This window comes from Burkholderia sp. SRS-W-2-2016, from assembly GCF_001931485.1.
In the GTDB taxonomy this organism is placed as follows: domain Bacteria; phylum Pseudomonadota; class Gammaproteobacteria; order Burkholderiales; family Burkholderiaceae; genus Paraburkholderia.
Window position 1 is genome coordinate 147,158 of record NZ_MSDV01000021.1, and the last position, 22,288, is coordinate 169,445.

Annotated in this window: 25 protein-coding genes; 15 read left to right on the forward strand and 10 right to left on the reverse strand. The window is 64.6% G+C overall.

Annotation, left to right across the window (positions count from 1 at the left end; all coding sequences use genetic code 11):
• Positions 1–11: 11 nt before the first annotated feature.
• The 6 genes from BTH42_RS09740 to BTH42_RS09765 all read right to left on the reverse strand — a co-directional run bounded on the left by BTH42_RS09740 (position 12) and on the right by BTH42_RS09765 (position 4,052).
• Positions 12–902, reverse strand: coding sequence for an alpha/beta fold hydrolase (locus tag BTH42_RS09740; RefSeq protein ID WP_075298380.1), 891 nt, complete (start codon positions 900–902; stop codon positions 12–14).
• A 64-nt stretch (positions 903–966) separates the two neighbouring features.
• Positions 967–1,494 (reverse strand): cupin domain-containing protein, encoded by a 528-nt coding sequence (locus BTH42_RS09745; protein WP_075298383.1) that lies wholly within the window; start codon positions 1,492–1,494, stop codon positions 967–969.
• A gap of 26 nt (positions 1,495–1,520) precedes the next feature.
• Positions 1,521–2,288 carry an SDR family oxidoreductase gene (locus BTH42_RS09750; protein WP_075298386.1) on the reverse strand — a complete coding sequence of 256 codons (768 nt, stop codon included), beginning with the start codon at positions 2,286–2,288 and terminating at the stop codon, positions 1,521–1,523.
• A complete protein-coding gene (locus tag BTH42_RS09755; RefSeq protein ID WP_075298389.1) occupies positions 2,281–3,375 on the reverse strand; it encodes an aromatic ring-hydroxylating dioxygenase subunit alpha in 1,095 nt (364 codons plus the stop codon). Before BTH42_RS09755 ends, BTH42_RS09750 begins: the two co-directional genes overlap by 8 nt.
• Before the next feature lie 48 nt (positions 3,376–3,423).
• Positions 3,424–3,735, reverse strand: coding sequence for a recombinase-like helix-turn-helix domain-containing protein (locus BTH42_RS09760; RefSeq protein WP_075298391.1), 312 nt, complete (start codon positions 3,733–3,735; stop codon positions 3,424–3,426).
• Positions 3,736–3,737: 2 nt separating this feature from the next.
• Complete coding sequence (locus BTH42_RS09765) at positions 3,738–4,052, reverse strand: non-heme iron oxygenase ferredoxin subunit (RefSeq protein ID WP_075298394.1); 315 nt, start codon at positions 4,050–4,052, stop codon at positions 3,738–3,740.
• Positions 4,053–4,495: 443 nt separating this feature from the next.
• Here BTH42_RS09765 and BTH42_RS09770 point away from each other — a divergent pair, with 443 nt between their 5' ends.
• Positions 4,496–5,569: a porin gene (locus BTH42_RS09770; protein ID WP_075298397.1), complete on the forward strand. Its 1,074-nt coding sequence runs from the start codon at positions 4,496–4,498 to the stop codon at positions 5,567–5,569.
• A 186-nt stretch (positions 5,570–5,755) separates the two neighbouring features.
• Here BTH42_RS09770 and BTH42_RS09775 read toward each other — a convergent pair whose 3' ends face one another.
• Positions 5,756–6,745 carry an IclR family transcriptional regulator gene (locus tag BTH42_RS09775; RefSeq protein ID WP_075298400.1) on the reverse strand — a complete coding sequence of 330 codons (990 nt, stop codon included), beginning with the start codon at positions 6,743–6,745 and terminating at the stop codon, positions 5,756–5,758.
• A 208-nt stretch (positions 6,746–6,953) separates the two neighbouring features.
• Between BTH42_RS09775 and BTH42_RS09780 the strand changes: the two genes are divergently transcribed.
• The 12 genes from BTH42_RS09780 to BTH42_RS09835 all read left to right on the forward strand — a co-directional run bounded on the left by BTH42_RS09780 (position 6,954) and on the right by BTH42_RS09835 (position 17,894).
• Positions 6,954–7,250, forward strand: a complete 297-nt coding sequence (locus BTH42_RS09780) for a hypothetical protein (RefSeq protein WP_075298403.1) — start codon at positions 6,954–6,956, stop codon at positions 7,248–7,250.
• A gap of 135 nt (positions 7,251–7,385) precedes the next feature.
• Complete coding sequence (locus BTH42_RS09785) at positions 7,386–9,098, forward strand: acid phosphatase (protein ID WP_075298406.1); 1,713 nt, start codon at positions 7,386–7,388, stop codon at positions 9,096–9,098.
• Between the two features lie 233 nt (positions 9,099–9,331).
• Positions 9,332–9,691 (forward strand): DUF3564 domain-containing protein, encoded by a 360-nt coding sequence (locus BTH42_RS09790; protein ID WP_075298409.1) that lies wholly within the window; start codon positions 9,332–9,334, stop codon positions 9,689–9,691.
• A 320-nt stretch (positions 9,692–10,011) separates the two neighbouring features.
• Positions 10,012–10,761: a DNA/RNA non-specific endonuclease gene (locus BTH42_RS09795; RefSeq protein WP_075298412.1), complete on the forward strand. Its 750-nt coding sequence runs from the start codon at positions 10,012–10,014 to the stop codon at positions 10,759–10,761.
• Positions 10,754–11,014, forward strand: coding sequence for a hypothetical protein (locus BTH42_RS09800; RefSeq protein ID WP_075298415.1), 261 nt, complete (start codon positions 10,754–10,756; stop codon positions 11,012–11,014). Before BTH42_RS09795 ends, BTH42_RS09800 begins: the two co-directional genes overlap by 8 nt.
• A 309-nt stretch (positions 11,015–11,323) precedes the next feature.
• On the forward strand, positions 11,324–12,439 hold the full coding sequence (locus tag BTH42_RS09805) for a PP2C family protein-serine/threonine phosphatase (RefSeq protein WP_075298417.1): 1,116 nt from the start codon (positions 11,324–11,326) through the stop codon (positions 12,437–12,439).
• Positions 12,440–12,451: 12 nt separating this feature from the next.
• The gene (locus tag BTH42_RS09810) at positions 12,452–13,015 is read left to right on the forward strand and encodes a SiaB family protein kinase (protein WP_075298419.1); all 564 of its coding nucleotides are present in this window, start codon (positions 12,452–12,454) and stop codon (positions 13,013–13,015) included.
• Between the two features lie 19 nt (positions 13,016–13,034).
• Entirely contained in the window at positions 13,035–13,430 is a 396-nt protein-coding gene (locus tag BTH42_RS09815) for a DUF1987 domain-containing protein (RefSeq protein WP_075298422.1), read from the forward strand.
• A 1-nt stretch (position 13,431) separates the two neighbouring features.
• Positions 13,432–14,157 (forward strand): GGDEF domain-containing protein, encoded by a 726-nt coding sequence (locus BTH42_RS09820; RefSeq protein WP_075298425.1) that lies wholly within the window; start codon positions 13,432–13,434, stop codon positions 14,155–14,157.
• 144 nt (positions 14,158–14,301) lie between these two features.
• Positions 14,302–16,722: a bifunctional diguanylate cyclase/phosphodiesterase gene (locus BTH42_RS09825; RefSeq protein ID WP_178392143.1), complete on the forward strand. Its 2,421-nt coding sequence runs from the start codon at positions 14,302–14,304 to the stop codon at positions 16,720–16,722.
• A 155-nt stretch (positions 16,723–16,877) separates the two neighbouring features.
• Positions 16,878–17,270 carry a hypothetical protein gene (locus BTH42_RS09830; protein ID WP_075298428.1) on the forward strand — a complete coding sequence of 131 codons (393 nt, stop codon included), beginning with the start codon at positions 16,878–16,880 and terminating at the stop codon, positions 17,268–17,270.
• Positions 17,271–17,555: 285 nt separating this feature from the next.
• On the forward strand, positions 17,556–17,894 hold the full coding sequence (locus BTH42_RS09835; RefSeq protein ID WP_075298431.1) for a hypothetical protein: 339 nt from the start codon (positions 17,556–17,558) through the stop codon (positions 17,892–17,894).
• On the opposite strand, the gene BTH42_RS09840 is transcribed toward BTH42_RS09835, so the two are convergent.
• The gene (locus BTH42_RS09840) at positions 17,891–18,652 is read right to left on the reverse strand and encodes a Crp/Fnr family transcriptional regulator (RefSeq protein WP_075298434.1); all 762 of its coding nucleotides are present in this window, start codon (positions 18,650–18,652) and stop codon (positions 17,891–17,893) included. The two genes, BTH42_RS09835 and BTH42_RS09840, sit on opposite strands and share 4 nt — an antisense overlap.
• Before the next feature lie 99 nt (positions 18,653–18,751).
• Between BTH42_RS09840 and BTH42_RS09845 the strand changes: the two genes are divergently transcribed.
• A complete protein-coding gene (locus tag BTH42_RS09845) occupies positions 18,752–19,291 on the forward strand; it encodes a DUF962 domain-containing protein (RefSeq protein ID WP_075298436.1) in 540 nt (179 codons plus the stop codon).
• 77 nt (positions 19,292–19,368) lie between these two features.
• On the opposite strand, the gene rarD is transcribed toward BTH42_RS09845, so the two are convergent.
• Positions 19,369–20,265: an EamA family transporter RarD gene (gene rarD / locus BTH42_RS09850; RefSeq protein WP_075298439.1), complete on the reverse strand. Its 897-nt coding sequence runs from the start codon at positions 20,263–20,265 to the stop codon at positions 19,369–19,371.
• A gap of 561 nt (positions 20,266–20,826) precedes the next feature.
• Between rarD and egtD the strand changes: the two genes are divergently transcribed.
• On the forward strand, positions 20,827–21,810 hold the full coding sequence (gene egtD, locus BTH42_RS09855; protein ID WP_075298442.1) for an L-histidine N(alpha)-methyltransferase: 984 nt from the start codon (positions 20,827–20,829) through the stop codon (positions 21,808–21,810).
• Positions 21,811–21,922: 112 nt separating this feature from the next.
• Here the strand turns inward: egtD and BTH42_RS09860 are convergent, their stop codons facing one another.
• The gene (locus BTH42_RS09860; protein WP_075298445.1) at positions 21,923–22,216 is read right to left on the reverse strand and encodes an acylphosphatase; all 294 of its coding nucleotides are present in this window, start codon (positions 22,214–22,216) and stop codon (positions 21,923–21,925) included.
• Positions 22,217–22,288: the final 72 nt, after the last annotated feature.

The following is a 22,288-nucleotide window of genomic DNA, read 5'->3' on the forward strand; positions in this document are numbered from 1 at the left end:
GCATGGCCTTGTTACGTGCCGCTCGCGCGGCAGAACGTGTCGATGATCGCGGTGTACGCGGCGGGCGCTTCGATATAACCGGCGTGCCCCGCGCCCGGCACGATCTGCAGGCGCGTGCGGGCCACCTGGGCGATCCGCTCGCAGGCTTCCGGCGTGGTGATCCTGTCTTCGGCGCCGACCGCGACGCAGATGCGTCCTTCGTAGCGCGCGAGGTCGGCCGCGAGGTCCGCGTTGGCGAGCAGATGGGTGGCTTGCGCGTAGCCGTGCGGGATCACGCGCGACATGTTCCAGCGCACCCATGCGCGTGCTTCGTCGCTCGCCTGCGCCGACAGCATGTTGCCGCTGCGCTTGTCCGCAAGGCCTTGCGGGCCGAGTTCGTTCAGCATCGCGAGGCGCTGGTCGCGCTTCGAGTCGCGCACGTCGGCGGCCGCCGCACCGTAGCCGCCCGCGGGCGACAACAGCAGCAACCCGGCCAGATAGCCCGGCTGCGCAGCCGCGAACGCGCCGGCGACGATCGCGCCCAGCGAATGCCCGACCAGCACGCAGCGTTCGATGCGTTGTGCGTCGAGCCATTCTTTCAGTACTTCTGCGTAATCCCGCGCGACCGGCGACGCAGCCGCGACCGGCGTGGATGCGCCATACCCCGGCGCATCCCAGGCCAGCACGCGGCGCGAGTCGCCGAGCGCATCGAACTGCTGCACCCACGAAGCGGCGCCCGAACCGATCCCGTGCAGCAACACCAGCGGCAGCGCGCGATCTTCAGCGCGATCAGCGGCGCAATCGGCTTCGCGATAGCTCAGCACGCGTTGCGCCGCGAGGCTGCTTTGCTGCGCCGGATAGCGGGCCAGACGCGCTTCGAGCGCGGCGGGCTGCGTGTCGTGGGCGGACGGGACGGCGGACATGATTGCCTTCGTGGGTGAGTTGACGTGAAACCGCTTGAAAACCGCTTGATATCGCGCGAACTGCTTAGCGCTTGATCTTCGCGAGCGGCGAATCCGGCGGATAGGTCGGCGTGATCGGCTTCGACGAACCGAGCATCACGCACATCAGCGCGTCTTCCTCACCGATGTTGATTTCCGTGCGATACACGCCGGGCGGCACCGAGATCAGGTCGCGTTCGCCGAGCACCGCTTCCCACGTTTCGCCGTCACGCTCGCAGATCACTTTCATCTTGCCGCGCAGCACGAAGAAGATTTCTTCGACGTCCGTATGAATATGGCTCGGGCCGATGTTGCCGGCCGGAATCACCATCGTCGAAAACGTGAAGTTGCCCGCGGGCACCGTGTTCATGTCCTTCGCGACGCCGGTGCCGCCGGTGCCGACGTAGCGCATCTGCGCACGGCGGTACTTCGGGTCGTAGTCGGCCTGGAATTTCAGCGCGTCCCAGTCGTAGCGGCGCGTTTCGAAACGCGCGACACGGCTGTCGAGCCACTGCTGGAAATTCGCGTCCGCGGGTTGGTCCCAGGATTTGCGTTCGTTATCGGCGTCCGCCATCTCTTTCTCCTTTCGATTCGACTAGATCAATTCATTACGAAGCCGCCGTTCACCGGCAGCAGCTGGCCGGTCACAAAGCGAGCGGCATCGGACAACAGGAACAGCACCGGCCCGGTCACGTCGTCGGGCACTTGTGCGCGGGTCAGCGCGCGGCCTTGCAGGTAGTACTCGTGACGCTCGGCGGGCACGTAGGCGGTCGCCTCGACTTCGGTCAGCCCCGGCGCGATCGCGTTGACGGTCACGCCGTGCGCGCCGAATTCGCGCGCGAGCGAACGGGTCATCGAGATCACCGCGCCCTTGCTGGCGACGTACGCGAGCAACTTCGGCGCGCCCCACATCGCGGTATCCGACGCGATGTTGACGATCGCGCCGCGGCCCGAGTCGCGCAGATACGGCAGCGCGGCGCTGCTCATCAGCCAGGTGCCGCGCACGTTGACGTTCATCACCGCGTCCCACGTGTCGACCGACAGTTCATCGGCGAACTTGCCGCCCGAGTTGGTGATCGCCGCGTTGTTGATCAGCGCGTCGAGACCGCCCAGGCGTGCCGCGCCCTGCTCCGCGAACTGCTTGATGCTGGCGGGGTCGGCGAGATCGAGCGGCAGGTAGGTGGCCGCGTGGCCCTCTTCGACCAGCGACGCGGCGAGCGCACGGCCTTCGTCGTGCAGCACGTCGCCGAACACGACCTGCGCGCCGGCTCCGACCAGAGCGCGCACGAACGCCGCGCCGAGACCGCGCGCGCCGCCCGTCACGAGGACGCGCCGGCCGTTGAGCGCTGCGAGTGCGGTGTTATGCATGGCTATGCCCGGCTGCGGCGGTTGCAGCGGCGGCGGGGGCCGCGTTCGCCGCGCGATGCGCGTCGAGCGTGGCGAGATCCTGCTGCGCGCGCTGCCGCAGCATGCGGCGCACACGCGTCATACCGACGTCGTGCTGATACAGGAACTCGTGCTCGCGCGCGTTCGGCGCGAGGCTTTCCAGAACGTAGCGGTCCTGTTCGAGCACGTCCCAGTGCAGACCTTCGAGGCGGTTGCGATACAGGAAGCGCCATGCGTCGCGCTGCCAGCCCTGCACCTTGCGGGTACGCCAGAAATAGACCTGGCAGTTGTCGCCGTCGACCGGCACCGCGAAGCCGATGATCCCGAAGCTGCCGCCCGGGCCGAACTTCTTCTTGTACGGAATCGCGAGGCGCATCCACAGCGCGCCGGTGTCGCCGAGTTCGACCCAGTCGAAGTTCACGTCGCGCTGGCCGGTCTTCTCGAACATCAGACCGGTTTCGGTCTTGCGCACGCGCATGTCGGCCTGCTTGTCGCCTTCGGCCATCGAGTGCGAGGTCGCGTGCAGATAGGCGCCGTGCATCGGGTCCATCACGTTGTCGATCGCGTACTGGTAATTGCACTTCCAGTTCGACATGCACAGGAAGCTTGCGTACTCCTCACCAACCAGTTCTTCCGGCAGGTTCAACGGCGCGGGTTCCTTGTGCGCGTCGTCGCCGAACCACAGGAAGATCGCGCCGGCGCGTTCTTCGGCCGGGTACGACTTCACGCAGGTGCGGCCTTCGAGCGGGCAGTTCGACACCGCCGGCACGTTGACGACGGTGCCGCCGCCGTTCACTTCGACGCCGTGATACCAGCAGGCCACACGGTCGCCGAGGTTCCAGCCGAGCGACAGACGCGCGCCGCGGTGCGGGCAGCGGTCTTCGAGCGCGTGGACTTTGCCTTCGTTGTCGCGCCACAGCACGATCTGGTCACCGAGGCGCGTCACGCCGATCGGCGCGTTGCCGACCTGCCAGCTCGGCGCGACCGGATACCAGTAGTTGCGCAGGCCGCGGTCGAGATACGCCTTGACCGGATCGGCGGCGTTTTCAGTTGTAGTGGGGGACGTCATGACGAGACTCCAGTACGAATGCGATGAAACGGGTTCGGAAAAGCCGGCTTAGTCGGCGAGCTGACGGAATTCGGCGGCCAGGCGCTCGGCATTCCATTGCGCGCCTTCCGGGGTGCGGAAGCCGTCGCGGTTCAGGCCGTCGACCACTTCCTGCAGCTCCGTCGCACCGGCTTCGAAAACGCGTTCGAGCGCATCGCCGAAGTCGTTTTCGTACTGGGTCGGCTCGGCCTTGCGGTTCTGCCAGACCATGTTGCCGCTCTCGCCCGGCTTCTCGATCACGCCCTTGCCGGCGACGTTGTTCGGTTGCGGCGCGAGCCACGGCTTCAGGAACGGATTGAAATTCACGGCTACCTCTCGCATGGTCATTCCACCTTGATCTGGATTTCTTCACCTGCGAGACGTACCGAGTACATCTTCAGGTCGCGGCCGCCCGGCTCTTTCAGGCACTTGCCGGTCGGGATATGGAACACGGCTTCGTGCAGCGGACATTCGACGGTGTCGCCGTCGATGAAACCCTGCGTCAGCAGCGCGTACGCGTGCGGGCACACGTTTTCCATCGCGTAGATCTCGTCGCCCACCTTGTAGATGCCGACCTCCGTGTCGTCGAATTTGAATTCGAGCGGGGAGTCTTCGGACAGGTCGCCGGCATGTCCGGCACAGCGCCATTGTTCAGTCATTTCTCACGTTCTCCTGAGCCTTGACGTTCCATATAAGGAACATCAGTTCGTGTATGGACAATTATAGGAGCGTGTCTGTGCCGAACAAAATAAAAAAAGCGCTCTCCAGGGAAAACACCGACTGTCGTTTTTCACCGACGCCGCGCCGCCGCGAATCGCGCTGAGCCTTATGCCACACGGGGCTTTGCTGGGCGAGGGGTTGGGCCAATAGTGAGACGATTGGCAACCATAAAGAGAGGGTTTGTCCTAATCCCGAAATTTATTGGGGATGATTTTGACTTCACTATACTTTCCATAGGCGATACGTTTGTCCATACATGGAACACAAAGAACGTAACCCCATGAGGTTCTGGCGCAGAACCAGAACGGAATCAACCCCAAGAACAGATCAAAGGACGCTGCATTCGACGAGTGTCCACGTCGTTTGATCAGGAGAACCAACGGTGAAGCAACTGATTGCAGCCGCTTTGACGGCAACCTGCATGACCACGGGCGCGTGGGCGCAGAGCAGTGTCACGCTATACGGCAGTCTCGATGCCGGCGTCGCCTATATCAGCAACGTGGGCGGCCACTCGAAGTGGATGCTGGAACAGGGCAACATGCAGCCCGACCGTTGGGGCCTGAAGGGGGTGGAAGATCTCGGCGGCGGACTGAAGGCGGTGTTCCAGCTCGAAAACGGCTTCTATACGAACACCGGCGCGATGGCCAAGCCCGGCGTGCTGTTTAACCGGATGGCTTACGTGGGGCTGTCGTCCGATCGCCTCGGCACGCTGACCTTCGGTCACCAGACGCCGTTCAGCTTCGACGTGCTCGGCACGTTCAGCACCGGCTATCAGGCCGCGAGCTGGTATGCGTTCCACCCGGGCAACATCGACGCGCTCGCGAACACCGCGGTCGTCCCGTACGACAATTCGGCGAAATTCCGCTCGACGTCGTTCGGCGGCTTCACGTTCGGCGCGATGATGGGGCTCGGCAACCAGACCAACTTCGCGACCGGCCGCACCTACGGCTTCGCGGCGACCTATGCGAACGGCGGCTTCAAGGCGGGCGCGAGCTACTCGAACGAGAACAACCGCACGCCGTCGATCGTCACGACCGGCATTACGACTTTCCAGGGCCAGCCGGCCGCGACCTATACCGCCGACAAGCTGCAGAACATGGGCGCGGGTCTGTCGTACCAGTTCGGCAGCGTGCTGGTGCACGGTCTGTATACGCGCGTGAAGCTCGAAAGCGCCGGTCATTCGGACACCTATCAGAGCTACGACGCGGGCGCGAACTGGTCGGTCACGCCGTTCAACACGATCGCCGGCGGCGCCGCGACGACCACGCTGGCCGGCCATCGCTGGACCCAGTTCATGATCGGCAATATCTATGCGCTGTCGAAGTCGACCCAGGTGTATATCAACGCGCTGTATCAGCGCGCGGGGTCGAACACCGACGCGGCGTTCTTCACCGCGGGCGTGTCGAGCGGCCGCAATCAGGCGATCGTGCTGAGCGGCATTCATCACTCGTTTTAACGCGGGGGTTTGAGCCGCGGGTTTGAGCCGCTAATGACGTGACGATGTGAAACCGGCCGCTTGATGCGGCCGGTTTCGTTGAGCGGGATGAAGTAAGTGTTGAGGAAGTAGTCGCGCGATGCGCGCGGGCGGTCACCGCATCGCGCGGCGTGCGGCGTGCGCTCAATGGCACGCTCAATTGCACACTCAGTGCGCGGGCACCTGCCTGCGGCGTGCCTGCATCGCGGTCGGATCGTCCGGCCGCGGCCGGTAGCTGAGCCGCTCGGACAGATCGAGCGCCGCCTGGCACACCGACACGACCAGCGGGTCGCGCGCCGCGCTCTCGCCGAGATCCGAGCGCGGCACCGTAATGGTCAGCGCCGCGGCGATCTTGCCGCTCTGGTCGCGCACCGGCGCGCTCACCACCGAAATCCCCCGCTCGAACGACGCCTCGCTGACCGCGTAGCCGAGCGCCGCGCTCTCACGCACCCGGCCGTACAGTTCCTCGACGGTCGCCGGCGTGCGATCGGTGAAGCTTTCGAGCCGCGGCTCCGGATACAGCTGGCGCAACTCCTCGAAACTCAAGTCGCCCATCAGCACCTGACCGTGCACGGTTGCATGCGCGGGCAGCCGGGTGCCGACGTGCACCTTCACCGAACTGAACATCGGCTCGTGGGTCTGCGCCTTCGCGACGAACACGACGTCGCGCTGATCGCGGATCAGCAGATGCGTGCTGAAGCCGGTCGCATCGCGCAGGCGTTCGAGGATCGGCGTGCCGACGTCGGTCAGTTCCAGCGAACTCAGATATTCGAAGCCGAGCCGCAGCACCGCGACGCTCAGCCGGAAATAGCGGTCGCCGTTCACGCGTTCGAGGAAGCCGAGCGCTTCGAGCGTCTGCAGCAAACGGAAAGTGGTGGTGCGCGGAATGCCGATCCGCTTCGATAGTTCAGGCGCGCCGAGCACCGGTTCGCGCGCGCTGAATTCGGCGAGGATGCGCAGGCCGCGTTCGAGGCCCGGCACCAGATAAGTCGAGCCGCCGGCGCTGTCGTCATCGGTTGCCGCGAGCGAGTCCGCGCCCGCCGCGTGTGCGTGTGCTTTTGCCTGGGTTTGTACCGCTTCGCTCTGCGACGCGGCGGCGGCCGTCGCGCGGGGTTTGGTCTGCCTGCGTCCCACTCCTGTCTGCTCTTCTTTTGCCATCTTGGCTGCCGTTTCTCTGCGGTTCATCGGATACGAGGCCGGTTCGACGCCGGCGTGCTGTGCTCCATCTGTAAAACCTACCTCGGTTCGTCATCATAGCGCGAAGCATGCGGCGATTCGGCCACGCGGTGCTATGCTTGGCTCCGGTCCGGCCGCGCGGGCATCGCCGCCGCGCGGCCGCGCCGAGACAGCGTGTGGAGACCCCGCCATGTCCGATGCCATCCAGATTCAGGTCGCCGACTCCCATCTTTATCCGGGCTGCGCGGTGCGCATCGCGCATCTGCCCGAGCCGGCCGCGGCGCCGGGTCTCGCCGACGCGCACGTCGAATTCGCGGATGGCTCCGGCGCGCATGCAACCTGCCAGCGGCGCGCGCACGACGAACTCGAACTGAGCGTCGACGGTTACGCAACACTGAGGCGTCATCCTGTGAATGCGCGGCACTGGCTGCTGTTCGCCGTCGACGCAACGCAGCATAGCTGGCGCGTCAAACGCCGGCTGCCATAGAGCCGCGGCGCAACAAGCCGCAATAAACCGCATCAAGCCGCGAGGCCCGCCGGCCTCTTCGACCACGCAACCGGTGTCGCCCGCGTGCCGAGCTGTGCGAACGCGAGCGTCACGTCTTCTTCGGAACCCTCATCGATGACCGACCACGATCCCGACCTGCCGCCGAAGCTCGACAACGCCACCTCGATCGATAGCGCCAACGACCTACCCGACGATCCCGAACGCCGCCGCGTCCTCACCGGCCTCGCCGCGGTCGGCTTCGGCCTCGCGCTGAGCGGCTGCAAAACCGGCGAAGGCCTCGCGGGCAACGCGCCGCCGCGCAGCGCCGCCGACGCACGGCTCGACGCCGCGCTGCACGATCAGGTCAAGCGCATCGTCGTGATCTACGCGGAGAACCGCAGTTTCGCGAACCTGTACGGCAACTACCCGGGCGTGCAGCAACCGCTCGCCGCGGTGAGCGCCGAGCGCTACGCGCAACTCGATCGCGACGGCAAGACACCGATGCCGCGGCTGCCGGCAATCTGGGGCGGACTGGTGCCGCAGGCGCAGGAAGTGGACGGCAAGCGCTTCATGATCGGCGAGAACGATCTGGATCATCTGCACAACCGGCCGTTCCAGATCGTCGACGCGCACGGCGCGCCGCTGCCGACCGGCGTGATCACGCGCGACCTCGTGCACCGCTTCTATCAGAACCAGATGCAGATCAACGCGGGGCGCAACAACCAGTTCGCCGCGTGGGGCGATTCCGGCGGCCTCGTGATGGGCCACTATCGCAATTCCGCCGATTCGCTGCGGCTGTGGAATCTCGCGCAGCAGTACACGCTGTGCGACAACTTCTTCATGGCGGCCTTCGGCGGCTCGTGGCTGAACCACATCTTCCTGATCTCCGCGCAGGCGCCGTACTACCCGGACATTCATAACAGTCCGGCGAAAAAGCTCGTTTCGGTGGTCGATGGCGACGACCCGACCGGCACGCGGCTCAAGCTCGCGGCCGACTGCCCCGCATCGGCGCTCGACGGTCCGCCGAAATTCGTCAACGACGGCGCGTTCACCGCCGACGGCTACGCGGTCAACACGATGGCGCCGCCGTATCAGCCGAGCAACGTGCGCGCCGCCAAGGGCGGCGACCCGGCGTTCGCGGACCTGGACAACCCGCGCGTGCTGCGCCCGCAAACTTACGCGACGATCGGCGACCGGCTGTCGGACAAGGGGATCGACTGGGCGTGGTACAGCGGCGCGTGGCAGTACGCGCTCGAACATCGCGACACCGGCGCGGTGCCCGACTTCCAGTATCACCATCAGCCGTTTAACTACTTCGCCAATTACGCGCCGGGCAGCGCGGCGCGCCGCCGGCATCTGCGCGACGGCGGGATGGGTAACGAGGCGTCGACCAACCGGCTGATCGCCGACATCGACGCGGGGCGTCTGCCGAGCGTCACATTCTATAAACCGCAAGGTGACCTGAACATGCACGCGGGTTACGCGGACGTCGAATCGGGCGACCGTCATATCGCGACGATCATCGAGCATCTGCAACGCGGGCCGCAGTGGGCGAATACGGTCGTGATCGTTACCGTCGATGAAAACGGCGGCTGGTGGGATCCGGTCGCGCCGCCGACCGGCGATCGCTGGGGTCCGGGCTCGCGCATTCCGGCGCTGGTGATCTCGCCGCTCGCGAAAAAGGGCTATGTCGATCACACGGTGTACGACACCAATTCGATTCTGCGTTTCATTAGCCGCGTGCACGGACTTGCGCCGCTCGATGGAGTGGTCGCGCGCGATCAGGCGTTCGCGAAGAATGGGCTCGCGCCGCTCGGGGATTTGACGGCGTCGCTCGATCTGGCTTGATCTTCGATGGTCAGGCTGGAATAGCAAACCGGATCGCCACAGTTCTCGCGACGTGCACGCTTTTTTGGAGCGGCGTGCACGTCGCGAACACTTCTGAACGGGCTAGCATCCGACGTACCTCGACCGGTGTTTGCGGCAAAAATATATTCCTCTGCTTTGTTCCGCCGCGGCCTTGCATAACGCGCGCCGCCGCCTAGACTGATAAAGCAATTCGCACTTTGTACGGGACTGACATGCGACTGACCATCCTGATCAACGGTTCCGATCCCACCGTAAGCCACGATTACGCTGTGCTATGGCTCGATACCGACGAACACCGTTGGTCGAGAGAAGCGCATCAAGGGATCGACCTGCCCGCCTGGGGAGAGCTTCACGACGAAGACGGCGTAACCACGCTGTGCGCGCCGAGTGCCGATGCGCCGCTGTGTACGTTGCGCGGTTTGCACGTCGATAGAAAGGAACGGGTGAGCGCAGCGCAAGGCGCCGCCGCGTGGACCGCGCTGCAATCGCGCAAGCCGACGAGCGGCTTCTGGCGTTTGCAGGCGGTGGACCGTCAAAAGGTCCGCGCTGAAAACAGCCTGTTCGGTAATTAAGTTCTCGCGCGCTTCGGCGCGCTTTTCCTGTTCGGTCGAAACTTCCGGCTCACGCGCGGGTGGTTGCTCGCGCGTGGCTATTCGTGCGTGCGTGTGCGTGTCTGCTCGGGCATGCTCATGCATGCTTGTGCGTGCGCCAACACACACTTACGCGGCCGTCGGCGCGACGCTTAAGAAGTCCTTAAGGTTCCGTGCGTAGAGTCGGAAGTCCACGCATTCGGGTCGCTGCAAAGCGACCCATTTTTTTGCCTGTCCATCAGGGTCGTCCAGCGCGGGCAGCAACGCTATACTTGCGCCCCCATCCATCGCACGACCGCCCCATGAAGAAGTGGCTCACCTGTCTGTTATTCGCCGTCGCCGCTCACGCGAGCGCGGCGCCTTCCTGCACCCAGTTCACACCGAATGCGCAATGGCCGGTGCTGAGCAATCAGAAGATGGCGCCGAAAACGCGCCTGCTCTGCTATAGCGATTTCGCGGTACTGCACTCGGGAATCACGCACGGCCCGCTCTGGTCGGCCGAGCATCTGACACGCGCGCATATCGAAGAAGCAAAAGATATGGTGCGCACCAACAAGTTCTTCGAAGACGCGCGTCTGCCCGACGGCGAAGGCGCAACGCTCGCCGACTACAAGCGCAGCGGTTTCGATCGCGGTCATATGAGCCCGGCAGGCAATCGCTGGAACCCCGAAGGGATGGCGCAATCGTTCTCGCTCGCGAACATCGTGCCGCAAAACCGTCAGAACAACCAACGATTGTGGGCCCGCATCGAAACCGCGGTGCGCAAGATCGCGCTCTCCTACGACGACACCTACGTCGTCACCGGCCCGATGTTCTCCGGTCAGCAATTGCAGACCATCGGACCGACGCGCGTATTCGTGCCGACGCAGTTGTACAAGGTCGTCTACGTGCCGTCGCGGCGACTCGCATTCGCGATCGTGGTCGATAATGTATCGACCAATCGCTACGACATCCGCACGATTCACGAACTCGAAGCGGTATCGGGCATCCGTTTTCCGGGCATTCCGGAAGACCTCAAGGACCAGCGGCCAGGAGGACTGAAAGGTGTTTAAACCCTATGCGAACGACGACGACGTGCTCAACATCCAGGGCGATGCGCTCACGCTCAGCAACGGCGCGACTCGCGTTGTACTGAACGGCACGCTCGAACTGACGCGCGACCAGCGCGGCTTGAAAGCGGCGCTCGCGCTGAAGGACGCGCTCGATGCGATCGTCGCGAGTCTGCAGGCCGACGCGAATTTACCGGCAAAAGTGAAAGACGAACCCGATCAGAAGCCGGGCGTCACGCAAAATCCGTTTCAATAATGCCGTGGGGCGGCGTTGCATTTTCGCAACCTCGTAGCCCCCGCAAATCCTCCCGGCCGTCGCGCAAACCTTTGCGTGACGGCCTTTTTACCGATCTCGCGCCGCCGCGTCGATCAGGTCCGCCGCTGACACATAATGTTCATATAGAAACCTTAGCGTGCGAGGCTTGTTCACAATTCGACTGGCGCCGCCATGCATCCAGCGTTCTCGAGTTTTCGCCGTTCTTCCGCGCAGGGCAACCCTCGCACGGCCGGTGACTTGTGCCAGGAAGTTCCATCGGTAGACGCCGGGGATCTGAACGCCGTGGTAATGGAAATCTTCTCCGCGCGGCGCGATATGCAAAGCCTCGCGGTGATCGACGACCAGCGTCCGATCGGTCTGATCAACCGCGATATTTTCATGTCGCAAATGAGCCGGCCGTTTCATCGCGAGCTGTACGACAAGAAGAGCTGCATCGCGTTCATGGACAAAGAACCGCTGATCGTCGATGCCGACATCAGTATCGAAGCGCTCGCGTTCAGAACCGTCGAAGCCGGCGATAAAGCACTGGTCGACGGGTTCATCGTCACGCGCGAGGGCCGCTTCTCGGGTCTCGGCAGCGGTTTGCAACTCATTAGCGCAGTGGCCGAAATGCAGGCGGAGAAAAACCGCCAGATCATGCAGAGCATCGAGTACGCGAGCGTGATCCAGCGCGCGATGCTGCGCGCGTCCAGCGAAACGCTATCGATGAAGCTGCGCGACGCGGCAATGGTCTGGGAGCCGCGCGATGTAGTGGGCGGCGACTTCTATCATTTCGCGGCCTTTCCGTCCGGCTGGTTCGGCGCGGTCGCCGATTGCACCGGCCACGGTGTGCCGGGTGCGTTCATGACTCTGCTGGCCTCTGCGTCGCTGTCGAAGGCGCTCGAACAGATCGGTCCGCGCGACCCGGCCGCGCTGCTCGCGGCGGTCAACCGCAACGTCAAGAGCCAGTTGGGGCAGGTCGATAACGGCGACGCCGGCAATCAATCGAACGATGGTCTGGACACCGCACTATTCTGGTTCGACACCGCGCAGAGCGTGCTGCACTTCGCGGGCGCGCGGATCGCGGTGCATATCCTCGCGCCCGCGGCCGCCGAGTTCGAAACGATCGCGGCCGACCGGATGGGCGTGGGCTACGTGGACAGCCACGCGGACTACGCGTGGAACCTGCGCTCGATTCCGGTCACGCCGGGCAGCCTGCTGTTCATCTACACCGACGGGCTCAGCGATCAGATCGGCGGCCCGCGCACTATTTCGTTCGGCCGGCGCCGCGCGCTCGACGTGATCGTCGAGCATCGCGCCGACACGCCGGCGGCGATCTGCGAGCGCGTACGGCTCGCGCTCGCGCAATGGCAAGGACTCCAACCCCGTCGTGACGACGTCACGCTTTTCTGTGCCCGCATCTAACGAATTACCGCAATGTCCCAACTACTCGAATCAGACAGCGCCTTTTTCGATCTCGCGCAGCGACGCAACGTGCTCTTCTATCACAAGGGCTTCTTCTCCAATAACATCGTCGCGTCGATGGGCGAGGTCGTGAAACTGCAGCTGGAAGTCGCCGGCGTCAGCGGTCCGACCCGTCGCAAGCTGTTCTCGTCCTTTATCGAACTGTCGCAGAACATCGTGCATTACTCGTCGAGCGCATTGGAGGCCGGCGGCGACACAGCCGGCGCGATCCGCGAGGGCGCGGTGTGCATCTCGAAGCACGGCGAGCAGCACGTGATGCTGTGCGTCAATCCGATCGCAACCACCGAAGTCGACGCGCTGCGCAGCCGGCTCGAACCGCTGCGCAACATGTCGCTCGACGAAATCAAGCAGGCGTACAAGGTGTCGTTGCGCACCGACGCGCCGAAAGACAGCAAGGGCGCCGGCCTCGGCTTCCTGACGATGGCGCGCGATGCGAGCGCGCCGCTCGAATTCGCTTTTCATCCGCGTGCCGACGAACCCGGCACCACGCTGTTTTGCCTCATGGCCATCATCTGAGCAGGAACGCGCACGAACCATGGAAAACCTGTACATCTCCGCCACGCCGACATCGCCTGAAGTCGACTTTCGTTTCGACCAGCACGCGTTGTCGATCAAGGGCGAGTCTTACCCCGAAAACGCGGCCGCTTTCTACGCGCCGGTCATCGAACAATTGCGCGCCTATCTCGCCGCCAGTAACGACGCGGAAATCACGATCGACGTCGCGCTCACCTACTTCAACAGTTCGAGCACCAAGATGCTGTTCAGCATCTTCGACGCGCTGGACGAAGCCGCGCAAGCGGGCAACCGCGTCGCGATGAACTGGTATCGCGACGAGGAAGACGAGACCATTGCCGAATTCGGCGAAGAACTGAAGGCCGACTTCCAGGCGATCGAATTCACCGATCGTCCGGTTGCGCAGCAGGGCCGCTAACGTGCAGTCGCCCTCTTCCCGTGACGCCGCCGCGAACGACGCGCCCGATCTGTTCCGGAACGAGAGCGCGGCGCTGGACAAGGCGCGCGCGATGCATGCGAGCGCCGCCGCGGACGCCGCCGACTATCGCCAGTCGTTAGGCGAACTGATCGAGCACTTCCAGCGACTGATGCGCGAGACGCGCCGGCTGATCGGCCGCAGCGACCGCGCCGAACGCGAGATGCAGGCGCTGACCCAGCAGCTCGCGTATCGTGCGTCGCACGATGCGCTGACCGGCGTGCTGAACCGCAGCGCGGTGATCGAGCGGACCGCGAAAGTGCTGCGCACCGACAGCGCGGTGATGGTGATTCTCGACATCGACGAATTTAAGCGCATCAACGACGACTACGGCCACCCGACCGGCGACGCGGTGATTCTCGGCGTGGTCGACTGTTTGCGGCGGATCGTCGGCGGCGAGGGCTTCATCGGCCGGGTCGGCGGCGAGGAATTCACCGTGCTGCTGCCCGGTCGCGATGCCGCCGACGGCGCGCTGCTGGCCGAGCGCATGCGCGCGGCGATCAGCGATTCGCTGGTGGTCGCGCCGGTCGAGCGGCGCATCACGGCCAGCTTCGGCGTCAGCGTCAACGTGGCCGGCACCAGCTTCGACACCGCCTATGGCCTCGCCGACGCGGCGCTGTACCGGGCCAAGCGAGGCGGGCGCAATCGCGTGGAATTCGCCGACCGGTAGGCGGGCAGGCAGACAGACAACAGCGCTCGGGAGACTCCCGAGGTCAGGCAACGCGTGGCGCCGGGTACGGTGGTGCCGGCGCCCCTGGTCGCGAGGAGACAGCGCGCCGTTCGCAGGTAGATCCGCAGCGCTCTAAAGCAGGTCATGCAGCCACCAAAACATTCACTCTTCGGACGGTCCGGTTTGCTGTCGCGCCGCGTCGACGCCCAGGCGAGCGCGCTGGGGCCGGACGTCACGCGCAAGGCCGGCACGCTCATCGCCGTGCTGGCGATTCTCGCCGTGATCGCGACGAGTACGTTCCTCGCGCTGCGCCAGAGCAGCGAGCAGGACAGTGCGCTGCGCACGATCCAGGCGTCCGGGCGCCTGCGCCACGATCTCGACCAGTTGCAGCAACTGATGCTCGACGAGCACGCGATTCTCTACACGTCGATCGCGACGGTGCCGCTCTACAAGCGCGCGGCCTACAACTTTCCGATGTCCGCGCTGCTCGCGTTGACGCGCGACGCGCGCGAGAGCTGCAGCGAAAATCACGTGTGCGTATCGCGGCTCTCGGAACTCGACGACATGATCGGCCGGCTCAGCGAGCTGAGTTTCGCGCTCGCGCGCAAGGTCGCCGATCATCCGGGCAGCGTCGTGATGGGCGATCCGCAACTCGAGGAAATCGACGCGTATTTCTATAACGTGCTGGAGCGGGTCGTCGACGTGCGACTCTCGGCCGACGCGAAAGTCGACTCGGTCGTCAGCAAATCGTCGCTCGACGCGAAGTGGTTTACGCGCGTGCTGTTGGGCTGCGGCGTCGTTGCCGCGTTGCTGCTGATTTCGCTGATCCGCTGGAATGGGCGGATCGGCTCGCATCTGCGCCGCTCGCTGCATCTGACCGAAGAAGTGCGCTCGCGCTACCAGCGGTTTTTCGAGGGACATCCGTTGCCGATCTGGGTCACCGACGACCAGACCCAGAAGATCATCGCGGCCAATGCGAGCGCGCAACGCGATTTCGGCTACACGGAGCAGCAGTTGCTCGGGATGTCGCTGAACGATCTGCGCGTCGAACAGGTACTCGGGCAATTGCCGCAACTGCGCGAGCGCCGGATCGAGCAGTTGCGGCACGCGACGCAATCGGCCGGCATCTGGGTCTATCGCACCCGCGCCGGCAACCGACTGTCGATGGAAGTGCACCACCTGCGTATCGAACTCGACGGCCGGCCCGCGACGATGGCCGTGATGGTCGATGTAACGACGCTGATTCAGTACCACGAACGACTCGAACATCAGGCCCGCTACGATGCGTTGACCGAACTGCCGAACCGGGTGCTGCTCGGCGAGTATCTCGGCGAATCGCTGCTGCGCGCGGCGGCGACGGGCCAACACGTTTCGGTGCTGTTTCTCGATCTGGACCGCTTCAAGGAGGTCAACGATTCGCTCGGCCACCGGATCGGCGATCTGCTGCTGAAAGCGGTCGCGCGACGGCTTCAGCGGCTGTTGCGCGCGACCGATTTCGTCGCGCGATATGGCGGCGATGAATTCGTGATCGTCGCCGAACGCTCGGACGCGGCGCAACTCACCGACATGCTCGACCGGCTGATTCGCGAAATGAGCGAGCCGTACAGCATCGGCGAGCACGAGCTGTATCTGGAAGTGAGCATCGGCGTCAGCACGTCGCCACAGGACGGCGCAAAGCCCGACCTGCTCACGCGCAATGCGGACGCCGCGCTGTACGTCGCGAAATCGCGCGGACGCAACCGCTATCAGTTCTATAAACCGGAATTGAGCCGCGCCGTCGCCGACAAGCTGCGCCTCACCACCCGGCTGCGGCGCGCGGCGAAGGCCAATGAATTGCGGCTCGTGTATCAGCCGCAGATCGATATGGAGACCGGCTGCATCGTCGGCGCGGAGGCGTTGTTGCGCTGGCATGACAGCGAACTCGGCGAGGTCTCGCCGGCCGTGTTCATTCCGCTCGCCGAGGAAACCGGTCTGATCCAGAGCATCGGCACCTGGGTTCTGCGGCAGGCCTGCCTGCAGGCGAAGGCATGGGTACGCGCGGGTCTTCCGGCGATGCGCGTATCGGTCAACGTGTCGCCGCTGCAACTCGAACGAACCGATTTGCCGGGCGTGGTGCGCGCGGCGCTCGACGAAGCCGGCTGGCCCGCGCAACTGCTCGAACTCGAAGTCACCGAGGGCGCGTTGATGCGCAACGCCGAAGAAGCGCAGCGAGTGCTGCGCGAACTGCGCGCGCTCGGTGTGTCAATCGCCATCGACGACTTCGGCACCGGCTATTCGAGCCTCAGCTATCTGAAACGCTTCAGCGTCGACCGGATCAAGATCGATCGCGCGTTTGTCTGCGAAATCGGCAAGGACTCGGAACTCGAAGCGCTGTCGCTGGCGATCATCGCGATTGCCGAAACGCTGAGCTTCGATGTGGTGGCCGAAGGAGTCGAGCTGGAAGCGCAGCGCGAGTTTCTGGTCCGCCACGGCTGCTCCGTCGCGCAAGGGTTCCTGTTCAGTCCGGCGGTGTCGCCCGAAGATCTGGCGCGGATGCTCGGCGACACCGCGGTCGCCGTTTCCTAGCGTTTTCGACTTGTATCCGCGCTGACGCACTAGTTACGTTTTGTCACCAGCGGCGCGTCAACTCCTGTGTTCCGGCCCACGTTAAACCGGCAGCGCGCTGAAACGATTTCAGCCGCGACACAAACGAATCTAACGATTCAAACAGGAGTTACATCATGAAGACGCTTTTCGCCGCTGTTGCTTCCGCTCTGCTCGTGTCGACCGCATTCGCTCAAACCGCCGCGCCGTCCGCCGCGCAGCCCGCGCAGCCCGCGCAAGCCGCGCAGTTGCCCGCCGCCGGTCAGGCGAATCTGAAGGCGAGCACCGCCGCGCAAGCGGGCGCGACCAACGACAGCGCGACCGCGACGACGACCAAGGCGCCTGCCGCAGCCAGCGCGCACAAGCACGTGAAAAAGACTTCCGCCCACACGACGAAGACCCACAAGTCCAGCCAGAAGAAAGCCGTCGAAACGAGCGCTGCAAAGAATAAAACGGAGAGCGCGAAAGAGGCCAGCACTGCCCCGGCACAAGCCGACGGCGCACAAACCGGCACGACGAAAACGCAATAACACGTGACCGGTTCCGGCGCTTACCGGCCGTGAAAATGCGGTTGAAATAACAAGCCAATCGAAGCCGGGCTGTGCCGTTCAGGGAGGGCGAGTCGTATGACTCGCCTTTTTTTCTGCGCTTTTTTTCTGCGCTTTTTTATTGTGACCGGTGACGGCGCTCGAAATCGTTTCGAACACCGTATCTTTTTGCCGACGCAAGTGCGAATCTTTGCACCGTATTTACGCGTCGGGGTTTACTCTCGAACTGTTCCAACTCCCTGTCGCGTCCCACGGACGCGGTATCAAATGGCACTCACGCTCACGCAATCGCTCGATCGGCCCGCGGTGCAATCCGCCACCGCGCAGCAGGTTCAACGCAGCAACAACAACGTCATTCCGTTTCGCTCGACACGCGCGCTATTGCACGTAGTGCTGCCGGTGCCGCAGTTACGCGTACTGCTGCATTCGCCGCTCGGCGTCTATGTGGTCGGTACTGAAACAGTGCGCGGCGAAATTCGTGCGCAACTCGACATCGCGCGTGAAGATCTCGACTTTACGTTGCACACATTGCTTGCGACGTTGCCCGCCGCGACGATCGGTGCGTTGACGCGCCGCGTGAGTACTTCGGCCGCAATCACGCATTAACTGCGTCCGGCACGCGCCGCCGCAGCCGCCGTCACCACCGGCGCGTCGCTCTGCAATTCGGCCAACCCACGCAACCGCTCCGCATCCGCGATTTCGATCTCCGCATAGCGCAGCTTCAACGCGCCCTGCGTCTCGAAGTGCTTGAGCACCTGGTTGATCGTCTGCCGCGACAACGCGAGCATCATCGCGAGATCTTCCTGCGGCACTTTCAGCACCCGCCGCAACGCGCCGGGTTCGCCGTAGCCGCCCGCCATCAGCAACAGCCGCCGCGCGACGCGCGGCGCGGCCGGCAACAGCGCCGCTTCCTCGATCGCCTCGAACGCGAGCCGCAGCTTGTGCGTGAGCAGCAGACCGAACGCATGCCAGTAGGCGGGAGTGCGTTCGAGCAACGCGGCGAGCGCCGCGCGCGGCACATGAAACAGCGCGGAATCGCGCTCCGCATACGCGTCGTGGGTGCGCGGCCGCGCGTCGAACAACGCGATCTCGCCGAACCAGTTGACCGGTTCGATCACCGCGAGCAACGCTTCCTTGCCCGCCGCACTCGCCGCGCCGATCCGGATCAGACCGTCGAGCACGCAGTAGAGGCCATCGTCGGGATCGCCGCGCGTGAACAGCCGCTCGCCGGCGGCCAGCGCTTCGACGCGCCCCGCGTCGAGCAACTGCGTCTGCATCGCGGCCGGCGACGCGCGAAACCACGCGCTGCGCGCGAGCAGCGCAGCCAGCTCATTCGATGAAAAACGCTCGGTGATGGACGGCATCGCGTACGAGGGTCGATGATTAGGTGAATTGTCGGCTACCCGGTGGTTTCGGATCGAACCGCCCGCGATTATGCTGGCTTTAACCCAGGAGCGGCATTGATGAGAACGCTGACCCAGCAACTGACGCAATACGCGGCCTACCATCGCGACCGGCGCAATATCGCCACGCACTTCGTCGGCATTCCGCTGATCGTGCTGGCGCTCGCGGTGCTGCTGAGCCGCCCGGCCTTCGGCGCCGGCCTGCTGCCGGTCACGCTGTCGCCGGCGTGGCTGCTGTTCGTCGCGGCGACCGTCTACTACCTCGCGCTCGACGTGCCGCTCGGCGTGTTGATGGCCTGCGTGTCGGCGCTATGCGTGGCGTTCGGCGAGTGGGTCGGCGCGCAAGGCACGCTCGTGTGGCTCGCGACCGGCATCGGTTTGTTCGTGATCGGCTGGGCGTTCCAGTTCGTCGGCCATGTCGCGTACGAGCATCGCAAGCCGGCCTTCGTCGACGACGTGATCGGCCTGTTGATCGGGCCGCTGTTCGTGCTGGCGGAAGCGCTGTTCGGGATCGGCTGGCGTCCCGAGTTGCGCGAGGCGATCGAGGCGGAGGTGGGCCCGACGCGCATCAACGCGGCGGGCAGCGAAGCGCATCGCTGAGCCGCGCACGCGGCGCGCGATACCGCATCACGCCATCTTGCGGCGCGCCGCCGCTCAAGCCGCCCTCACCGCCCACCTCAATTCGACGCGAAGCGAACGAAGCGCACGCTATGCAACGCGGTCAGCGCGACCGCGATCCAGATCGGCACATACGTGGCGAGTTGCGCGGCGCTGAGCGTTTCGCGCAGCAGCGTCACCGACACCAGCACCAGCAGCACCGGCTCCACATAGCCGAGAATGCCGAACAGCGCGACCGGCAGCATCCGGCTCGCCTTCAGATACGACGCGAGCGCGAGCGTGCTCAACGCGCCGAGTCCCGGCAACAGCAGACACCACATTTCCACGCGTCCGGCGACCGCATGCAGCGAGCCGCCGCTGACAATAAACACGACGGCCACCGGCAACAGCAGCGCCATTTCGACGGTGAACATCGCGAGCGAATCTTCGTTGAGCCGCCGACGCAGCACGAAATACGGCGGATAGCCGAGCGCGACGACCAGCGTCGGCCACGAGAACGCACCGGTCACCCACAATTCGTGAGCGACGCCGAGCGCCGCGCACGCGACCGCGAGCCACTGCAACGTATCGAGCCGCTCGTGATAATGAAAACGCCCGACCAGCACCATCACCAGCGGCAGCAGGAAATAGCCGAGCGACACTTCGAGCATGCGCCCATGGAGCGGCGCCCACAGAAACAGCCACAACTGCACGCCGAGCAACGCGGCCGCGACGACCAGCGCGCCGCCGAGTTTCGGCCGCGTCATCATTCGTTCAAGCAGCTGGCGCAGAATCGGCAGACGGCCACGCAGCGCGACCAGCAGCAACGCGCCGGGCACGGTCCAGACGATTCGCCACGCAAAGATGTCGAGGCCGGAAAGCGGCTTGAGCAATGTTGCGTAAGCGGACAGTAAGGCGAACAGCGCCGACGCACCGACCGACAACGCAATGCCGCGCCTGAAGTCGTTGTGATTCATCGGGCGATCCGTGACGCAGGCAAAAGGGTGCGGGCTCGCGGCATGCGAGCCGGGCGCGCGACGTTCGTGGTGGTCATTGAAAAGGGCTGTCTCGTGAACGCGCGGATGCTGCGCTGTCGTTGCAGTGCCGTCGCGCGGTGTCGTTGTTCTGAATGCGAAACGGGCATTCTAGACGGGTTGTCCGCCGCCCGGGTCAGGGCTTTTCGGTCGCACGACCGCTAAACGGCTGCACTGCGGCTGTAATTAGTCGTGCGTATCGCGCGTCGATGCACTAGAACATAACCTTATGTGCCGCGGCGGCGCGAACCGGATTGAACCGGATTGCCGTCCGCCGCGTGCGCGAATCTTGCTACCAGACATGGCACGCCGTCGTCGCCCGACTCGCGACGGCGCTGGCAGCAATCACGAGCCGGGCCGACGCAGGCAGTCCTGAACGCAGTTGATCAGACCGCCACGCCGACATGCCCGCGCTTCTCGCCCACCGCATGCGTGAACCGCGTCACAGCGCGTATGCGACCCCGGCAGCTTTCCCGCTCATCGAATGTGACTCCTGGAGCCAGCATGACCCAGCCAGCCCTATCGCTTAGCAACTCGCCTTCCGACCTGCGCCGCGCGTTCGCCGCCGACGTGCACGCCGGCCTTACCCACACGCCGCAAAAAGAGCTGCCGTCGAAGTATCTGTACGACGAAGTCGGCTCCGCCCTTTTTGAAGTGATTACCGTATTGCCCGAATATGGGGTGACGCGCGCCGAAGAACGTCTGCTGACGAAGCACGCGGCCGACATCGTCGAGCATCTGCCGCACGATGTGACGGTCGCCGAACTCGGCAGCGGCAGCGGCCGCAAAACCCGCCGCATTCTCGAGGCACTGTGTAAAAAGCGCCCTACTTCTTACTGCCCGATTGAAATTTCGCGCAGTGCATTGCAGTTGTGCCGGCGCGAACTCGGCGACATCGAACGGATTTCGATCGTCGGTTATGAGCGCGATTATCTGGCTGGCCTCGCGGAAGTGAGCCGGCAGCGCGCGAAAGGCGACCGGCTGCTGGTGCTGTTTCTCGGCAGCACGATCGGTAATTTCGGGCGGCTCGCGGCGACCCGCTTTCTGCGCGACATCCGCAACATGCTCGCGCCCGGCGACGCGCTGCTGCTCGGCACCGACCTGATCAAGCCGACCCCGGTGCTGATCTCCGCCTACGACGACGCGGTCGGCGTGACCGCCGCCTTCAATCTGAATCTGCTCGCCCGCATCAACCGCGAGCTGGACGGCGATTTCCCGCTCGAATCGTTCGAGCACGTCGCGCGCTTCAATCCGGACGCGCGCAGCATCGAGATGCATCTGCGCGCGAAACACGACCTCACCGCGCACGTGGGCGCCGCGCAGCTGACGGTGTCGATGAAGCAGGGCGAGACGATCTGGACCGAGAGCAGCCACAAATATCGCGCGGAGGAATTGCCCGCGATCGCCGACGACGCCGGCTTCGTGTGCAGCCATCAGTGGATCGAGGATCAGTGGGGCTTTGCGGAGAGTTTGCTGGTGGCCAGCTAACGGCTGACGATGCGGCCAGCGCCGCGCAAACGACAAAGCGGCGCGCCATTCTCGCGAATGGCGCGCCGCCTGTTTTTCAGAGCCTGAAGGGTCTATCCCGTCTCAACGCTGCTCAGTGCTGCTCGAAACGCTCGTAGCGTTTATCCATCGCGCGTTCCTCGCCGTGCACGTCGGTCACGCGCGCCGCCGGCGGCCCGTGACGCAGCCACGACAGCATCCGGTCGATCTGATTCGCCGGTCCCTGCAACAGCGCCTCGACCGAGCCGTCCTCGAGATTCGCGACGTATCCCTTGATGCCCAGCGCGTGCGCCTGGCGCACGGTCGCGAGGCGAAAGCCGACGCCCTGCACGACGCCGCGCACTTGCACGTAATAAGTTTCGATCCGTTCGTCCAGATCCGGGGCCATGCCGCTACCTCCTTTCGATGCCTGACTGTCTTTCAAGCCGGCATTCTAGTCGCGTCGCGGCGAGCGTGCGCG

Bases quoted from the DNA above. Each gene is read 5' to 3' on its own strand.
- BTH42_RS09740 (WP_075298380.1), bottom strand. From the start codon at position 902: ATGTCCGCCGTCCCGTCCGCCCACGACACGCAGCCCGCCGCGCTCGAA.
- BTH42_RS09745 (WP_075298383.1), bottom strand. From the start codon at position 1,494: ATGGCGGACGCCGATAACGAACGCAAATCCTGGGACCAACCCGCGGAC.
- BTH42_RS09750 (WP_075298386.1), bottom strand. From the start codon at position 2,288: ATGCATAACACCGCACTCGCAGCGCTCAACGGCCGGCGCGTCCTCGTG.
- BTH42_RS09755 (WP_075298389.1), bottom strand. From the start codon at position 3,375: ATGACGTCCCCCACTACAACTGAAAACGCCGCCGATCCGGTCAAGGCG.
- BTH42_RS09760 (WP_075298391.1), bottom strand. From the start codon at position 3,735: ATGCGAGAGGTAGCCGTGAATTTCAATCCGTTCCTGAAGCCGTGGCTC.
- BTH42_RS09765 (WP_075298394.1), bottom strand. From the start codon at position 4,052: ATGACTGAACAATGGCGCTGTGCCGGACATGCCGGCGACCTGTCCGAA.
- BTH42_RS09775 (WP_075298400.1), bottom strand. From the start codon at position 6,745: ATGGCAAAAGAAGAGCAGACAGGAGTGGGACGCAGGCAGACCAAACCC.
- BTH42_RS09780 (WP_075298403.1), top strand. From the start codon at position 6,954: ATGTCCGATGCCATCCAGATTCAGGTCGCCGACTCCCATCTTTATCCG.
- BTH42_RS09785 (WP_075298406.1), top strand. From the start codon at position 7,386: ATGACCGACCACGATCCCGACCTGCCGCCGAAGCTCGACAACGCCACC.
- BTH42_RS09790 (WP_075298409.1), top strand. From the start codon at position 9,332: ATGCGACTGACCATCCTGATCAACGGTTCCGATCCCACCGTAAGCCAC.
- BTH42_RS09795 (WP_075298412.1), top strand. From the start codon at position 10,012: ATGAAGAAGTGGCTCACCTGTCTGTTATTCGCCGTCGCCGCTCACGCG.
- BTH42_RS09805 (WP_075298417.1), top strand. From the start codon at position 11,324: ATGGAAATCTTCTCCGCGCGGCGCGATATGCAAAGCCTCGCGGTGATC.
- BTH42_RS09810 (WP_075298419.1), top strand. From the start codon at position 12,452: ATGTCCCAACTACTCGAATCAGACAGCGCCTTTTTCGATCTCGCGCAG.
- BTH42_RS09815 (WP_075298422.1), top strand. From the start codon at position 13,035: ATGGAAAACCTGTACATCTCCGCCACGCCGACATCGCCTGAAGTCGAC.
- BTH42_RS09825 (WP_178392143.1), top strand. From the start codon at position 14,302: ATGCAGCCACCAAAACATTCACTCTTCGGACGGTCCGGTTTGCTGTCG.
- BTH42_RS09830 (WP_075298428.1), top strand. From the start codon at position 16,878: ATGAAGACGCTTTTCGCCGCTGTTGCTTCCGCTCTGCTCGTGTCGACC.
- BTH42_RS09835 (WP_075298431.1), top strand. From the start codon at position 17,556: ATGGCACTCACGCTCACGCAATCGCTCGATCGGCCCGCGGTGCAATCC.
- BTH42_RS09840 (WP_075298434.1), bottom strand. From the start codon at position 18,652: ATGCCGTCCATCACCGAGCGTTTTTCATCGAATGAGCTGGCTGCGCTG.
- BTH42_RS09845 (WP_075298436.1), top strand. From the start codon at position 18,752: ATGAGAACGCTGACCCAGCAACTGACGCAATACGCGGCCTACCATCGC.
- rarD (WP_075298439.1), bottom strand. From the start codon at position 20,265: ATGAATCACAACGACTTCAGGCGCGGCATTGCGTTGTCGGTCGGTGCG.
- egtD (WP_075298442.1), top strand. From the start codon at position 20,827: ATGACCCAGCCAGCCCTATCGCTTAGCAACTCGCCTTCCGACCTGCGC.
- BTH42_RS09860 (WP_075298445.1), bottom strand. From the start codon at position 22,216: ATGGCCCCGGATCTGGACGAACGGATCGAAACTTATTACGTGCAAGTG.